Below are 16204 nucleotides of genomic sequence, written 5' to 3'. Positions count from 1 at the left end.
GTGCTGGCACCAAACCAAACGGAACATGGGGTAACCAAAATTGATCCCATTATTTAAGACCTTTTCGTAACCCCATCACCCCCCCCCCCCCAGCTTGAAACAGCGCTATCCATCGCCTCAACATCGCCCGCCTGGTTAACCATGGCGCCAGCGTGGACGGCGCTATCCGCGCAATTAGCATCGATGATAATAAATATAATCATGCGCTCAGCCTTAACGAGATTAAGAGCTGAGCACGTCAACCGTGTCTGCAATATCGTCCGTGATTCAGCGATAAACCCCACTGATGTGGTGGGCCTATTTTTATGTGCACCAGCCGCAGGAGCGATGGTCGTGTCGGAGGTGCTGCAGATTCAGTCTGGGTTTCAATGTCAGCTCAAGGCGCGCCTTCTTCACGGATAAGTTCGATTTGAATGAATATGTCACAGACTGCTACGAAGGCCTTTTCGCCGAAACCATGTAGGCGAACCGCAGGATAGGCGGATCGAATGATCCATCCGTACTTTCATTCTCCTAACTGTTAGCCCGACCAGTTGCCGTGACGTTGAATAGTGCAGGGTAGTCAATGCTGGGGCAGGGCGGATGAAGCAGTTCTGCGCGAGCCCCACCATCTACGTAGTAGGTAGACTGCCAAACTTACTTAGAAAAATAGCGAAAGATAGTATTACGATTTGCTGAGTTTGCGGATAGATATCATGACAGCTGTTAGTCGTCGGATATTTTGAGCTTCGTTGGCAATATTCGGGTTGTCCGATGTCATTGCTATATCTGCAAGACGCCCCCTAATCGAACATATCATTCGCCAAAGCGCCGTGAGGGAAAATGCGCCCAGTGCGTAACCTCTGGGAAAGAGATTGGAGTCAGGTAAAGGCTGTTTGGAGTCGATATTCAGGTAAAATAGGTAACGCTCAAATGCCTGTCCAAATTCAATTGATAAGGACACCAAATTGCCATTTTTTGGGTTGGTTTCCTGCCAAATACCCTGATCACTGCGCGTGAACTGCTCAACGCGTCCGGGGCTTGATGCGGTACCCAGCACATGCCACATGGGGCGAGCCGAATGCCTAGCGATCATCAGGTACATCGAAAGCAGCTGCACATCGTGCGTGCTCAAATCCAATGTTGGTAGAGTTTTCAATATCCAGTTAAAAACTTCATCAGAAACAGCGCCTAGAGCCTCTGAAATTTTAAATGTGAGAAATTTAAGTCTTTCAGTGGCCACGTTCTCTCTGTTTGTGGACACGGTCTTCAGGTAGAAATCCATGAATTGACTTACGCATCTAATCTCTCGCTCCCACACCTTTTTAGCAAATTCACGAGATCCTGCGGGACGGTTGCCTTGGAAAATTATCCAAGTAGGATTGATTCTCCATTCTCGAAAATCCTTGGATGGACTTCCTAAGAACCTCGATTGTTTTCCAGCCGATGTCCAATCAGGCGGAGGACTACGGATAAATTCCGAATAACTCTCGAAATCGGAGCGCGTCCAATCAAGCAAACAACGATTGTTCGCGAAGCTCCAGTTGAGCATTTTTTCTAGACCATTGATGCATGAGCTGTAATGCAGTTGAGGATTAATAGGGTTCCAGCAGTGGGCAACCCAATTGATGAACTGATTGACGTACCAAGTACTAATGAATGGATGGCTCGATTGGCTGACGTCATTTAGACAGTCTATGACTTGTAGATTGCTTGGGAAATCTGGCACCCGATTAGGATGCCAGTGACTGTAAGGAGGAAAGATAGGGAATGGGACGAACGGCCGCTTCATTGCTGCACTCGCCAGCTAAAATCATTGATGGTGTACTTATTTTTAGCAGATACGCCATGCACTGACCAGTTTCTGGGTGTTATTGCTGAACCGGACGTTAATGACAGGGCAACCTAAGAGAGAATATGCGGATGGAGCGCCAAGCGTCTGATTTTCCAGCAAACGGAGTTTTCTGGAAAAGCGATCGGGGTTTAGTGAGAGTGGACAACTGTCGTTGTATGGATCAATTGACATGATTTAACATAATATACATTACACGTAACAAGATGTTTCGAGATTAGCCTCGTTGTCCACGGGATTTCATTCTCCTGCGAAGCCTCAAATCGTCTTTCCCTTCAATCTTATAATCCCTTGGATCTGCATCGCTCAATCCTCATCCCGCGTCAGCTTTTCAATCAACGCTCGATGCTGTGGAAACGCTGTCGTGAGCTTCTGGCGACTCCCCATCTCCATGTCGGCAAAATCAAACCCTGGCGAAACCGCTTCACTGATCAATCCAAATCCGTTTGCGCCATTCAGCAATCGTGATGCTTTCCAGATGCCGCCCGGTACGTGCAATTGCAGATGCTGTCCGGCCAAAACGTCGTTGCCCATCACCAGCGTTTGCAGCGAGCCGTCAGCATCAATCAGGTTGTATTCGATGGCGTCGCCCAAATGGAAAAAATGCAGGATGTCCGACTGGTTGAAATGAAACTGGCCCACCGGCGATTGTTCGGTCAGCAGATAGTAGATCGACGTCATCAGGTAACGCGGTCATGCAGCGGTTTCAAGCCAGTCACGATGGTCTGACTGATAGGTTCTACGAAAATAGCCACCCTCGAGGTGAGGTTCGAGATCCAACGCATTGATCACGTCTTGTGCGCTTGTTTCACGTTGAATCATCGCCCGCTCCATTGATTTGATCGTGGCTTTTTGATAGCTCAACTAAACGACCATTTAGTGTAGTTAACTGTAAATGGGCGACAATCGACGATTTTTTCGATCATCACCCTACTTCTACACCCCATCACGAAATCAGCGACTCAAAGATTTTCGTCTAGCACCTAAGCACTCAGCTGCTTGATCCAGTCAAGACTCGCAACGGTAGAGCCAGAAGGACGGTATTCACACCCGATCCATCCTGCATAGCCGCGTTGCTCCAGCGCCGCGAACAACGCTGCAAAGTCGATACTCCCCGTTCCCGGCTCGTGACGACCCGGGCAATCGGCAATTTGCACATGGACGGTTCTGTCATAAAACCGCGCCAGCACATCGGCTGCGTCTCCGGTCAAAAGCTGCGCATGGTAAAGATCAAGAATCAGCCCGACACTCGGGAAGGTCTCCAGTACCTGTTGCGCCTTGCTGAAGTCGGACATGTAATAGCCCGGCATCGCCTCCGCGCTGATCACTTCGATAAGTGGCCGCAGCCCTTGGTCTTCCAAGTACTTAACCGCATAGTCCAGGTTGCCCGCGTAGATACGCTCTGCCTCATTCTGCGTGGTAACGCCCGACATGATGTGGACATCCGAACATGCCAACGCCTTTGCGTAGCGGGCGGCCTGGCGCAACCCATCGCGAAACTCCTCTTCCCTGCCCTGTAACGCGGCGATGCCTTTGGTCACGCCCGCCGGGGCGGCGAACTGAATCAACGGCAAGCTGTATTGGGCTAGATGGTCGGCAAGCAGACTTGCGTCGAATTCATACGGCGACGGGAACTCCACCGCCCGGAAACCCGCGGCTGCGGCGGCTTCGATGCGTTGCAGAAAAGGCAGTTCATTGAATTGGAAGCCGAGATGAGCATTGAACTTGAGCATTGGGTAATCATCCATCCTGGGAAGAAACGACATCATCAGCCTGGAGCATCCTTCGCCGCTCCAGCACTGCACTATCGCAAGTGCGTTCAACGATTAAAACCAGGTTTCCATCTGTATACCGTACTGCCACACCCCTCCAGCCTGGAAGTCGGACATGCCAAAGGAGTCGTTAGTACTGAACCTGTCCAGATCCGAAGACCAGTTCATGTAGCTGGCGAATACGCGCAACTCCGGACGCGTGAGTAGATCGCCAACGTCAAGTTTGAATGTCGGGGCGACAGTGAATTTCCAGAAGTTACCATCGACCGCATTACGTTGTAGATAGCCTTTGGGGTCGAGGTTCATGGTTTGCCAGCTCATTTCGTAGGCCATTTCGAAGTTGCTGTTGATTTTGTTGGCCAGTCGCACGTTCAGCGTCAGCCAGCGGTAGTCGTCACCTTTGACGTATCGATCCTTGCTCTGTTCGGCCAGCACACTGGGGCCGATGCGCCAGTCAGAGGTCAGCGGGGTCTCCCCGTAAAGTGCCAGACGCAGCGCGCGGGCCTCGTCGATCAGTTCACCATCCGAGCCAACGTTCTTGACCTCTGCCCCCAGACCTTGCCCATAGAGCAGCGCCGTTTTGAAGAAGCCTTCCCTGCCGAAAAAGTTCTTCTGGTGATTGGCCAGCATGCTGTGCAAACCGGAATCCGCAGGCGTTAAACCGGCTTTATTGGTGCGGGTGCCGAAATCATTTTTCTTTGCGCCGATGGCGTTGTACATCCACTGCCACTGGCCATCGTCGAAGAACTGGTTGGAGGTCAGGATGTAGCTTTCCACATCGGCATTAATACCGCCTTGACTGAAATCCCCGTAGCTACGCCCGATCAATGAGTAATTCGAGCGCCAATGTTTGTTCACCTGCACATCGTAAATTCCACCGCCGGTACCGGCCAGGTAGACGACGTCCGAGTCCAGCCAGTGGATATCGAAATTATCTCGATCGAACCGCTTGCCTGCCCACAGCGTAGCGTTCTCGAAGACTGAATTACCTTTGAACGCAGCGACATGGTCGAGCGTTGTGAAGACCTGGCGAACGTTGAGTTTGCTTTCGTCGGCCGTCCAGTCATTGGAGCTTTCCACGCCGTCGGCGATGGAGACCGTGAATTTGGCACGGGTGCCGTTTTGCGCATAGGTCTCTTTCGACAGGTCGATACGCATGTAGGTGTCGTCTTCGTTGCCGAGTCGCCCGACTGCCCCCCCCACCGAGCCGGCCGGCGTTGTATAAGGGCCGCCACGGCCACCCCCCAGTCCCTCATCGACCAGCAATCCGGAGCGCGCGTAGCCGTTGAAGCTGAACCCATCGGTGAGGTGTCCGGTACCGCCCTCCTTCTCCAGGCTTTGCTGACGGGCTTCGAGTTTTGCCAGTCGCGTGTCCAGAGCAGGCGCCGAAATGGCTGTTGCGTTAGACGCGACAGGTTGCAAGGGCGGCGTCGCGAATTTGATCTGCTGCAATTCCCGGGCGAGTACCTGGGTCTGCTGTTCGGCCGTGGCTGCACGTTTTTCCGCTGCGCTGGCACGGGCTTCAAGTGCGGCCATGCGCTCTTCCAGCGTCGCGGCCTGAGAAGCCGCCGCCGATGTGCCGAGCACACCGACCAGTAGCCAGCTTGATCCTTTCTGCATGTTGATTCCCTGTTTTGTTTTTATTTTTGGTTGCCGCGATTGCCTTTTTTGCGTGAGTCGCGAGTTGTCACAAACGACAAAAAAAGGATGCCTCCTCGCAAATACGCTGCTACATTTGGCGATGTTAACGTTAACTTTTCTAAAAACAAAAATAAAGGACGCTCGATGAAACACCTGAAATCGCTCCTGCCCGTCGCATTGATCACCCTGTCTGCCGCACTGCCATCCGTCTCGAGCGCAACCGATCTGACGATCTCGTGCGGTGCGGTGGGTGCGGAGTTGCAGCTGTGCAAGGAGGCTGTCGATGCATGGTCGAAACAGACTGGCAACAACGTCGAGGTGGTCTCCACGCCTAACTCGGCGACCGAAAGGTTGTCGTTCTACCAGCAGATCCTCAGTGCGCAGTCCACCGACATCGACATCATTCAAATCGATATGGTCTGGCCGGGGATGCTGGCCAAACACCTGATGGATCTGCGTGAGGTGCTGCCCGCCAACGCGACCCAAGGCTACTTCCAGGCACAGGTCGATAACGCCACGGTCAACGGCCGACTGGTGACGATGCCGTGGTTCACCGACTCGGGGCTGCTGTATTACCGCAAAGACTTGCTTGAGAAATACAACAAGCAGGTTCCTCAGACGTGGGAAGAAATGACCGCTATCGCCAGGGATGTGCAACAGGCTGAACGCAACGCCGGCAACGCCAATGCGTGGGGTTATATCTTTCAGGGACGTGCCTACGAGGGGCTGACGTGTAATGCGCTGGAGTGGATCAGCAGCCAGCCGCAAGGCGGACTGATCAATCAACGCGGCGACATCGTGGTCAACAGTCAGGCCTCAAGAGCGGCGTTGACCCTGGCGAAAAGCTGGGTCGGGGATATCTCCCCGCGTGGCGTGCTCAACTACACCGAGGAAGAAGGACGTGGCGTATTCCAGTCGGGCAATGCGCTGTTCATGCGTAACTGGCCTTATGTCTGGGCCTTGGTGCAAAGCCAGGACAGTGCCGTAAAAGACAAGGTCGGCGTCGCTCCCCTGCCCCGCGGCGGCGAAACCGGCGAGCATGCCTCCACCCTCGGTGGCTGGGGCCTGGCGGTCTCGCGTTACAGCGCGCATCCCAAACTTGCCGCCGAACTGGTGAGCTACCTGAGCAGTGCCCAAGAGCAAAAGCGTCGTGCCCTGAGAGGCGGCTATAACCCGGTGATCGAGTCGCTGTATCAAGATCCCGAGTTGCTCGCGGCCATGCCTTATTACGCGCAGCTGCACAGCATTCTCAACGATGGGGTCATGCGCCCCGCCGCCATCACCGCCGATCGCTATCCGCGGGTCTCCAATGCCTTCTTCGATCGGGTGCATGGCGTGCTGGCCGGCGAGTTGCCCGTCGATCAGGCACTGGCCGAACTGGAAAGCGAACTCACGCGCATCAAACGCCGGAACTGGTAAGCCACAAGGAAGGAAATCACCATGTCTGTCTCTACGACCCATGCCCCCTTTGACGAGCTGCTGCTCACGAGGGAAACGCCTGTACAACGTCGCCGGGTGCGCGCGGCCTGGTTGTTTCTGACGCCAATGCTGGTCTGCCTGGCCCTGGTGGCTGCGTGGCCGCTGCTGCGCACATTCTGGTTCAGCCTGACCGACGCCAGCCTGGCGGACACCGGTGGCGCAACCTTCATAGGCTTGAGCAATTATCTGTTGTTCAGCGATGCCGGCTGGTCGGGCATCCTCGTCGATCCACAGTGGTGGAATGCGGTGCGCAACACGTTGTATTTCACGGTGGTCTCGGTGGGGCTGGAAGTCGTCCTGGGACTATTGGTGGCGTTGCTGCTGAACATCAAGTTCACCGGCCGCTCTCTGGTGCGTGCGTTGATTCTGATTCCGTGGGCGATTCCGACGATTGTCTCGGCGAAGATCTGGTCATGGATGCTCAACGACCAGTTCGGCATCATCAATCACCTGATGCTCAGCCTCGGCCTGATTGACGCCCCCCTGGCCTGGACGGCAGATGCGGACCTGTCGATGTGGGCGGTGATCATCGTTGACGTCTGGAAAACCGTGCCCTTCGTCACGCTGCTGATGCTGGCGGCCTTGCAGATGTTGCCGAGCGATTGCTACGAAGCGGCCAGGGTCGATGGCATTCATCCGCTCAAAGTGTTCTGGCGCGTCACGCTGCCACTGTTGATGCCTGCACTGCTGGTGGCGGCGATCTTTCGCATCCTCGATTCCCTGCGGGTATTCGACGTCATCTATGTGCTGACCTCGAATTCGTCGAGCACCATGAGCATGTCGGTGTATGCCCGCCAGCACCTGGTGGAGTTCCAGGATGTCGGCTACGGCAGCGCGGCATCGACGCTGTTGTTTCTCGTGGTCGCGGTGATCGCCATGCTTTATCTCTACCTCGGACGCCGTCAACTGGAGGTCCGCGCATGAGCCCGCGCCTGCTGAAAAAAGCGCTGTTGCGCCTCGGGTTCTGGTGCCTGATCGGGGTGTTGCTGCTGTATGCGGTGTTCCCGTTTTACTACGCCATCGTGACGTCGCTGAAGCCCTCCAGCGCGTTGTTCGAGGTGAGCTACTGGATCGAACATCCCGACTTTTCCAATTACGCGGCGGTCCTCCAGCAGGCCTCATTCCTGCGGGCGATCGGTAATTCGCTGGTGGTTGCGCTGTGCGTGGTGACCCTGGCGCTGTTCCTCAGCCTGACCGCTGCTTATGCCTTGGGCCGGGTGAAATTCCGTGGGCGTGGCACGGTGTTGATGATGGTGCTTGGCGTGTCGATGTTTCCCCAGGTCGCAGTGCTGTCGGGTCTGTTCGAAGTGATCCGCGCCTTGGGCCTGTACAACACGTCGTGGGCGCTGATCCTCAGCTACACGATTTTCACCCTGCCCTTTACCGTCTGGGTGCTGACCACGTTCATGGGACAACTGCCCCATGAACTGGAGGAAGCGGCAATCATGGATGGTGCTTCACCCTGGGTGACGCTGACCCGCGTGCTGTTGCCGCTGCTCTGGCCCACCCTGGTCACCACTGGCTTGTTGGCCTTCATCGCCGCATGGAACGAGTTCCTGTTTGCCCTGACTTTTACCCTCACCGACAGCCAACGCACCGTGCCGGTGGCCATCGCCTTGATTTCCGGCGGCAGCCCCCATGAGTTGCCTTGGGGCTTGTTGATGGCCGCCTCGGTGCTGGTCACCGTCCCCCTGGTGATTCTGGTGCTGATCTTCCAGCGCCGAATCGTTTCCGGTCTCACTGCCGGCGCGTTAAAGGGTTGATGCCCAATAAAGACAAGGAACCGCATCGTGATGAAATTGAAACTGGACAACGTCAACAAACAATTGGGCGGCGCGCGGATTCTTCGCGACATCAACCTGGAGATCGCTGCGGGTGAATTCGTGGTGTTCGTCGGTCCTTCAGGCTGCGGAAAGTCGACGCTGTTGCGCCTGATCGCCGGGCTGGACTCGATCTGTGCCGGCGATCTGCTGATCGACGGGCGCCGAGTCAACGACCTGGAACCACGCGAACGTGGCGTCGGCATGGTGTTTCAGTCCTATGCGCTGTACCCACACATGAGCGTCTACGACAACATCAGTTTTGGTCTCAAACTGGCCAAAACTGAAAAGAGCAGCTTGCGCGATCGCGTACTGAAAACCGCGCAAATCCTGCAATTGGACAAACTGCTGCAACGCAAACCGAAAGAACTGTCTGGCGGGCAGCGTCAGCGTGTGGCCATGGGCCGGGCCATGGCGCGGGAACCGGACATTCTGTTGTTCGATGAGCCGCTTTCCAACCTGGATGCATCCTTGCGGGTGCAGATGCGCAACGAAATCGCCCGGCTGCATGACCGATTGGGCTCGACCATGATCTACGTCACTCACGATCAGGTGGAAGCGATGACCCTGGCCGACAAAATTGTCGTGCTCAATGGCGGCCATATAGAGCAGGTCGGCTCACCGCGCGAACTCTACGAGCGCCCGGCGAGCCGCTTTGTCGCCGGTTTTCTCGGTTCGCCGAGAATGAATTTCCTGCCGGCACGCCTGCAGGCGCCGGGCGAAACCAGCCTGATCGATGCTGCCGTTTTGGGGATGACCACCCTGCCCTTCGACAGCTCGAACCTGGCGGCGGACGCCTCGCTGAGCCTGGGCGTTCGCCCGGAACACCTGTCGCTCAGGGCAGCGTCGGGAACGGCTGGCGTCGTCGTGACCGGGGTCGAATACCTGGGCAGTGAAACCTATGTGCATCTGGATACCGGGCAGGACGAGCCACTGATCTGTCGTTGTGAAGTCAACGCCGGATGGCGGACAGGCGATCGGGTCGAACTGCACCTGGACATCGACACAATCCACCTGTTCGACACCGACGGCACGGCATTGAAGCGCCACCCGCACGCCATTGAATCCGTGGCGGATGACCTCTCTCTGCGCTCAATCCGAGCACACGCCCTATGACCTTGTCTTTGAATACCGCGAGCGATCCAATGCCTTCGACCCTTGACCTTGCGCAGCGCGCCCTGGCTGACAGCCAGTCTCGCGTCATCGAGGATTATCGACCCGGTTATCATCTTGCCCCGCCGGCCGGCTGGATGAATGACCCGAACGGGGTCGTGTACTTCCGTGGCGAATATCACGTTTTCTATCAGCATCACCCCTTCGACGCGAAATGGGGGCCGATGCATTGGGGTCATGCCAAGAGTGCCGATCTGGTGCATTGGCAGCACCTGCCCATTGCGCTGGCACCCGGCGATGAGTGCGACCGCGACGGCTGTTTTTCCGGTAGCGCCGTGGTCTGTGGCGACACCCTCGCCCTGATCTACACCGGACACACTTGGCTGGGCGAAGTGGGTGACGAGCGCTTGATCCGCCAGGTCCAGTGTCTGGCAACCAGCAACGACGGCATCCGCTTCGTCAAACACGGCGCAGTGATCGACAGCGCGCCGCAAGACACCATCATGCACTTCCGTGACCCCAAGGTCTGGCAGGCGGATGACCATTGGTACCTGATTGCCGGCGCACGTCTGGGCGACACGCCGCTGCTGCCGTTGTACCGCTCCACGGATCTGCACGTCTGGGAATTCCTCGACTATGTATCCACTGGCAGTGAAGGCGATGGCTATATGTGGGAATGCCCGGACCTGTTCCGATTTAGCGGACGCGATGTGCTGCTGTACTCACCACAAGGCATGCAAGCCGACGGTTATGACCGGCTCAACAAGTACCAGACCGGTTATCGAGTGGGCCAGCTCGACAACCAGTGGCGCTTCACCGGTGGGCCTTTTATCGAGCTGGATAACGGCCACGATTTCTATGCGGCGCAAACCCTGGTGGCCGCCGATGGTCGGCGCCTCCTATGGGCCTGGCTGGACATGTGGGAAAGCCCGATGCCGAGCCAGGCCCATCACTGGTGCGGCATGCTCGGATTGCCCCGCGAACTGGAACTGTGCGCCGATCGCCTTTGCGTGTATCCGGCACGGGAGCTCAGCGCGCTACGAATGACGCAATTGCCGGGGACGCCCTGGTGGGAAGCGTCGGGAACCCGCCGGGTGCCGGAGGTAAACGGCGACATGCTGGAAATCCATGTGCATCTGGATCTGCTCGGCTGCACTGACGGCCACCTGGGAGTCGCCCTCCGTTGCAGCGACGATGGCCGTGAAGAAACCCTGCTCTATTACGATGCGTCACTGCAGCGTCTGGTGCTTGACCGCAGCCGCTCGGGTACGCAAGTCAGCGGCCAGCGCAGCGTCTCGATAGACCCGACGCTAGAGCGTCTTGAGCTGCGCGTGTTCCTCGATCGCTCATCCATCGAGGTGTTCGACGAAAACGGCCGCTTCAGCCTCAGCAGTCGCCTCTATCCGCGCTCCGACAGTCTGGGCGTGAAGCTTGTGGCGAGCGGGAGTGGCGGCCGCGTCTCGATTGCCAAGGCATGGCCGCTCGGTTCTGGATGGTCATGAGCGGCGTCATTCGGGTCGCGAGAAGCCCGGGCCCTGTGTCATGATTCTGCGTCAACCTGACTGGCCGCACTTCGCATGACTTCAGTGAAAGACGTTGCACAACTGGCCGGCGTGTCCCTGATGACGGTGTCTCGAGCGCTCAATACTCCGGAAAAACTGAGCCCCGAAACCCTTCTACGGGTGCGTCGTGCCATTGATGAACTGCAATTCGTACCCAGCCTGTCAGCACGCAAGATGCGCGGTGACAACCTGCAGTCGCGCACCATCGGTGTGTTCGCGCTGGACACCGCGACCACGCCCTTCGCGGTCGAGCTGCTGCTGTCCATCGAGCAGACCGCGCAGCAGGCCGGCTGGAATGTCTTTATCCTCAACCTGCTGAGCAACCCGCCCACCGACCAGAACATCGACCTGATGCTGTCGCACCGTCCGGACGGCTTGATCTTCAGCGCCATGGGCTTTCGCCAGGTCAGCATTCCCGAGCGACTGAAGAGCAAACCTCTGGTGCTCGCCAATTGCCTGGCAGATGACAGCCGCCTCGTCAGCTATGTACCCGACGACGAAATGGGCCAGTATCGCGCCGTACACCACGCGTTGAGCCTCGGCTACAAGCGTCCTCTGTGTATCAATCTGCCGAAACAGAGTCTGGCATGGGGGCTGCGACAAAAAGGCCTGCAGCGTGCCTGTCAGGCATTCGGACTGGCGCCGGACACGCTCCTGCAGTACGACCTTTCCGATCATGATGCCTACAGTGAAACAGCCGCTATTCTCGACCGGCATGTCATTGATGGTCGCCCCCAATTCGATATTCTGATTTGTGGCAACGACCGCATTGCCTTTTGTGCCTATCAGCTGTTGTTGGGGCGTGGCCTGAAAATTCCCGACGATGTCGCCGTCCTCGGCTACGACAACATGATCGGCATTGCCGAGTTGTTCATCCCGCCGCTGACCACGGTGCAACTGCCGTACTACGAAATTGGCCGCCAGGCTGCACGGCACCTGATCGAGACCCTTGAGCTATCGGGAACTCAGCGAGTTGACTGTCCATTGGTGGTCAGGACATCACTCTGAGAGTGGGTCAGTTCGCCGATAGCACGCTTTGGATTTGCCGAGTGGAATCAGAAATCCACTGTCGCTGAAAGCAGATAGGTTCTCGGTGTCGACAACGTCAATCCTGGCTCACTGTCATCCGAAGCGCCTGCTGAACTCCAGTAGCGTTTATCCAGCACGTTCTCGACATTGGCGCGCAGGGTGATGGTTTTCTCATCGACTTTGAAGGCGTACCGCGTACCTACGTCGAAGCGCTCCCAGGAGTCGATTTCCTTGTCGTTCGACTGATCCAGATACTGCGAACTCGAATAGATGCCACGGGTTGTCAGCGTCAGCCCTTGCACCGTCGGCACGTCCCACTCGGCGCCCAGGTTGACGTTGTATTTCGGCGTCGCCGGCGCGCGGTTGCCATCGAAGGTGCCATTGGTGGTCTTGGTCAATTCGCTGTCGATGTACATCACGCCGCCAAGCAAACGGAAGCCTTTGAGCGGTTCGCCGAATACGCTCAACTCCACGCCATTGTTCTCGCGCTTGCCATTGGGACCAAAGACTCGCGTGGTGGCGTTGGTTTCGTACGCCGGCTGCTTGATGCGGAACACCGCTGCGGTCAATGCATACGCGCCGGCGTCGTACTTGGCGCCGACTTCAACCTGACGGCTGATGAATGGCGGGAAGATTTCATCTTCGTTCACCGAGGTCGACGGCGCGATCTTGCCCTGGCTCAGGCCTTCCATGTAGTTGGCGTACAGCGACAACTTGTCAGTCGCCTTGAACAGAATCCCGCCCGAGGGTGAAACTTTTTCTTCGTCATACGCCGTGTCGCCTTTGACGTCATCGCTCCAGTCATCGACTTTCACCCGCTGCCAGCGAGCACCGAGGGTCAGCAGAAGCCGATCATCAAAAAAGCCCAGGGTGTCGGATAACGCCACGCCGCTGAAGCGGTTTTCTGTGTAGACCTTGGCGTCATAGCGCGTCGGTGTGCCGGGTTTGGCGGTTTCCACCGGGTCGTACAAATTGCTTCGGCCTGCGGCATAACGCGCGCCGCCATTCTCGAAATCCATATAAAAGTAGCTGGCCGCCAGATTGACTTCGTGGCTCACCGGCCCGGTGTGGAACCAGTTGCGCACGCCGGCCGTGGCGGTACGGACGTTTTCATCTCGGGTGAAATCACGCGGTTGCACGCTGAAGTCGCCGGCATCGTTGGTCACAGAAACCGCATGCCGGAGGAAGTCGTGATTGCTCTTGCGAGCGCCAACACCGCCATACACCATCACCGAATCACTGACATCAAACTCAGCATTGACGGTGCCGAAGGTGTCTTTGGTCCGCGCCTGGCTCCACGGTTGCGCGTAGTTATCGCGCACCTCGTTGGCGTTGGGCACCTTGGCATTGGCGGCGACTTGCACGCGTTCTTGCGGTGCGTCGGTATCGCGTTCGGTGTGGCCGATGTCGGTCGAAAGCCTTAGCCGCTCACCGCGAAAATCCAGGCCGAGCACCGCCATGTCGCGGTCGACACTCTGATGATCCCACTCCGTGTCACCAGACTGCTTCACGCCGTTGAAACGCAGGCCGAACTGGTTGTCCTCACCGAAACGGCGCCCGACATCCACCGCACCACCGACCTGATTATTCGAAGCGTAATTGGCGGTCAACGACGTGATCGGCTTATCGGTAGCGCGCTTGGGCACCACGTTGATCCCCCCGCCCACACTGCCTCTCGGCGAGATGCCGTTGATGAGCTGGCTCGGGCCTTTGAGAATATCGACGCGATCAGCCATTTCCATGTCGATCGTGTAAGTCGGCAACACACCATAGAGGCCGTTATAGGCCACGTCGCTGTTGAACAGACTGAAACCACGGATGGTGAACTGCTCGTAACGGCCGCCGGCCGGGTTGGTCGCGCGCACCGACGGGTCACTGCCGATCAGGTCACCCAGCGTGCGTGCCTGCTGGTTTTTCACCGCTTCGCTGGTGTACGTGGTCATGCTGAACGGGGTTTCCATGAAGTCTTTTGACCCCAGCAACCCCTGTGAACCACGACGCGCCACCTGGCCTCCGGCAAATACATCGGCATCGCTGGAACCGGTGGCACCGAGAATCGATGTCGGCGCCAGTTGCAGGCTGCCGGCCTCCGCTGCCGGTACCAAGGTGTACGCGTGCTCACCCAGCGGTTGCAGTTGCAAACCAGAGCCAAGCAATAACCGGGTGAAGCCCTCCTCCACGCCAAATTCGCCGGACAAACCATTACTGTTGCGCCCGCTGACCAGTGCCGGGTCGACCGACAGATTGACCCCGGCCAATCCGGCAAATCGTGTCAACGCTGCACTGAGGCTGCCGGCCGGCACCTGATAACTGCGCCGGGCTTCTTCGGCCCAACTCGACTGGATCAACACAGGGCTGGCACTCAGGCTCAGCAAGAGGCTCAACTGCAACAACGGACGCAAACGACTTGGGAATACTGCGGGCATTGGAAGAAGCTCTCGATTTTGTTCACTTACCTGCAATGACCCGTGAGGCGAAAAAAAGGGACAGGCTTCAGCCAACATTTTGCCGAGGCGTAAGAGAAACCCAGAACCGGGTGCGGGTGTGGACTTCAATCGGCAGACTCGCCGTGAGCAGCGCAAGCACTTGATCGGTGTTGTCGAGGCGGAAACTACCGGTGATGCGCAACGCCTCCAGCGCGGGATCCCAACGCAACAGCCCCGAACGATAGCGACTCAGCTCACGCAGGAAATCCCCCAGCGGTTGGTTCTGCGCCATCAACACGCCGTCGCGCCAGCCCGGCATCAACGCATCGAACGCCGTAACGGCACCTGCGCCAGACGCTTGCAGGTTGACTTGCTGTCCTTGATTCAACACCAGCGCGGGTCCGTGCAACGGCTGTAACTGCACCGTGCCGCTGACGACCGAAACATTGCAGTCACGCTCATTGAGACGCACGCACACCTCGCTGCGACTGACGATGATTCGTCCGTAAGGCGCGTTGATGGTCAGCGACGAAGTTTGCGGGACGTTGAGCGCTATCTCGCCACGCACCAGCGTCAATTGCCGTGCCGGCAGATCAACATTTACCGCACTGGCAGTATTGAGTTGCAACGAGCTGCCATCGGCCAACGGCAAACGCTGGTGCTCCCCGGTGCTGGTGTGCAGATCGGCGCGCCACGCGTCCATCGGCAATTGTCGACTGATCAGCCACGCCGCCGGCACCAGCGCAGCCAGGCCGAGTGCACCTTTCAATGCAGCGCGACGCGCCAGATCCGGACGGTCCAGCGTGGCCATGGCCAACGCCGCCGGCACTGCGCAAAAGCGTTGGCGCAACAGCTGGATCTTCTGCCAGGCGTTTTCATGGCGACTGTCGCTGCTGCGCCATTGCTGCAGCCGCGCGTGATCATCATCAGTGGCATCGCCCGATTCGAGCAGCGCCAACCATTGCGCGGCGGCGCGTGCCACTTCGCGCACTTCTGCGTTGGGCGCTACGCGCATGCTAGATCCAACATCAAGCAATGCTCGTAAGCCTGCGCCATATAACGTTTTATTGTGCGTTCGGAAACTTGCAGGCGCTCGGCGATTTCGCGGTAACCGAGGCCTTCAAGCTGACTCCACAAAAACGCCCGGCGCACCGCTCGCGGCAAGCCATCGAGCAGTTCGTCCAGCGCCTGCAGGGTTTCCAGCAGCAGCCAGCGCTGCTCGGGCGACGGCACGCACTCCTCGGGCAATTGCGCCAAGGCTTCGAGGTAGGCTTTTTCCAGACTGCGGCGGGTGTAGAAATTGCTCAGCAGGCGTTTGCCCACGGTCAGCAGATAAGCCCGCGGTTCGCGCATGTCGGCGATCGGTTGCGCGCTGCACAGCACGCGCAAGAAGGTGTCCTGGCTCAGGTCCGCCGCATCCCAGGCATTGCCCATGCGCCGCCGCAGCCAGGTTTCCAGCCAGCTTCGGTGATCGCGATACAGTTCGTGCAGGTGCTGCGGCGAGGGCGTCGCTGCTTCAGTCATCTCAAGA

Annotated in this window: 12 protein-coding genes and 1 pseudogene; 6 read left to right on the top strand and 7 right to left on the bottom strand. The window is 57.6% G+C overall.

Annotated elements, in window-relative coordinates; all coding sequences use genetic code 11:
• Positions 1-664 precede the first annotated feature (664 nt).
• From ACWR1S_RS12720 to ACWR1S_RS12705, 4 genes and pseudogenes are all read right to left on the bottom strand, one after another.
• Complete coding sequence (locus ACWR1S_RS12720; RefSeq protein ID WP_454563735.1) at positions 665-1771, bottom strand: integrase; 1107 nt, start codon at positions 1769-1771, stop codon at positions 665-667.
• Positions 1772-2137: 366 nt separating this feature from the next.
• A pseudogene (locus ACWR1S_RS12715) lies at positions 2138-2653 on the bottom strand (cupin domain-containing protein).
• Positions 2654-2814: 161 nt separating this feature from the next.
• Positions 2815-3564 carry a hydroxypyruvate isomerase family protein gene (locus ACWR1S_RS12710; RefSeq protein WP_454563734.1) on the bottom strand — a complete coding sequence of 250 codons (750 nt, stop codon included), beginning with the start codon at positions 3562-3564 and terminating at the stop codon, positions 2815-2817.
• A gap of 93 nt (positions 3565-3657) precedes the next feature.
• Positions 3658-5223, bottom strand: a complete 1566-nt coding sequence (locus ACWR1S_RS12705) for a carbohydrate porin (RefSeq protein ID WP_454563733.1) — start codon at positions 5221-5223, stop codon at positions 3658-3660.
• Between the two features lie 165 nt (positions 5224-5388).
• On the opposite strand from ACWR1S_RS12705, the gene ACWR1S_RS12700 reads away from it, so the two are divergent.
• The 6 genes from ACWR1S_RS12700 to ACWR1S_RS12675 all read left to right on the top strand — a co-directional run bounded on the left by ACWR1S_RS12700 (position 5389) and on the right by ACWR1S_RS12675 (position 12226).
• A complete protein-coding gene (locus ACWR1S_RS12700; protein ID WP_454563732.1) occupies positions 5389-6663 on the top strand; it encodes an ABC transporter substrate-binding protein in 1275 nt (424 codons plus the stop codon).
• A 21-nt stretch (positions 6664-6684) separates the two neighbouring features.
• Positions 6685-7647 carry a carbohydrate ABC transporter permease gene (locus ACWR1S_RS12695; protein WP_368965862.1) on the top strand — a complete coding sequence of 321 codons (963 nt, stop codon included), beginning with the start codon at positions 6685-6687 and terminating at the stop codon, positions 7645-7647.
• Positions 7644-8486: a carbohydrate ABC transporter permease gene (locus ACWR1S_RS12690; RefSeq protein WP_454563731.1), complete on the top strand. Its 843-nt coding sequence runs from the start codon at positions 7644-7646 to the stop codon at positions 8484-8486. Before ACWR1S_RS12695 ends, ACWR1S_RS12690 begins: the two co-directional genes overlap by 4 nt.
• 27 nt (positions 8487-8513) lie before the next feature.
• Complete coding sequence (locus ACWR1S_RS12685; protein WP_454563730.1) at positions 8514-9659, top strand: ABC transporter ATP-binding protein; 1146 nt, start codon at positions 8514-8516, stop codon at positions 9657-9659.
• Positions 9656-11158, top strand: a complete 1503-nt coding sequence (locus ACWR1S_RS12680; RefSeq protein ID WP_454563729.1) for a glycoside hydrolase family 32 protein — start codon at positions 9656-9658, stop codon at positions 11156-11158. The genes ACWR1S_RS12685 and ACWR1S_RS12680 overlap by 4 nt, the downstream gene beginning before the upstream one ends.
• A gap of 75 nt (positions 11159-11233) precedes the next feature.
• Positions 11234-12226, top strand: coding sequence for a LacI family DNA-binding transcriptional regulator (locus ACWR1S_RS12675; RefSeq protein WP_007910211.1), 993 nt, complete (start codon positions 11234-11236; stop codon positions 12224-12226).
• A gap of 47 nt (positions 12227-12273) precedes the next feature.
• Here ACWR1S_RS12675 and ACWR1S_RS12670 read toward each other — a convergent pair whose 3' ends face one another.
• From ACWR1S_RS12670 to ACWR1S_RS12660, 3 genes are all read right to left on the bottom strand, one after another.
• Positions 12274-14673: a TonB-dependent siderophore receptor gene (locus ACWR1S_RS12670; RefSeq protein WP_454563728.1), complete on the bottom strand. Its 2400-nt coding sequence runs from the start codon at positions 14671-14673 to the stop codon at positions 12274-12276.
• A gap of 67 nt (positions 14674-14740) precedes the next feature.
• Positions 14741-15688 (bottom strand): FecR domain-containing protein, encoded by a 948-nt coding sequence (locus ACWR1S_RS12665; protein WP_454563727.1) that lies wholly within the window; start codon positions 15686-15688, stop codon positions 14741-14743.
• On the bottom strand, positions 15679-16197 hold the full coding sequence (locus ACWR1S_RS12660) for a sigma-70 family RNA polymerase sigma factor (protein ID WP_454563726.1): 519 nt from the start codon (positions 16195-16197) through the stop codon (positions 15679-15681). Before ACWR1S_RS12660 ends, ACWR1S_RS12665 begins: the two co-directional genes overlap by 10 nt.
• Positions 16198-16204 lie beyond the last annotated feature (7 nt).

The sequence above is a fragment of the Pseudomonas sp. AIG genome, from assembly GCF_977020205.1.
This window is presented reverse-complemented; position numbering and strand designations above follow the sequence as displayed.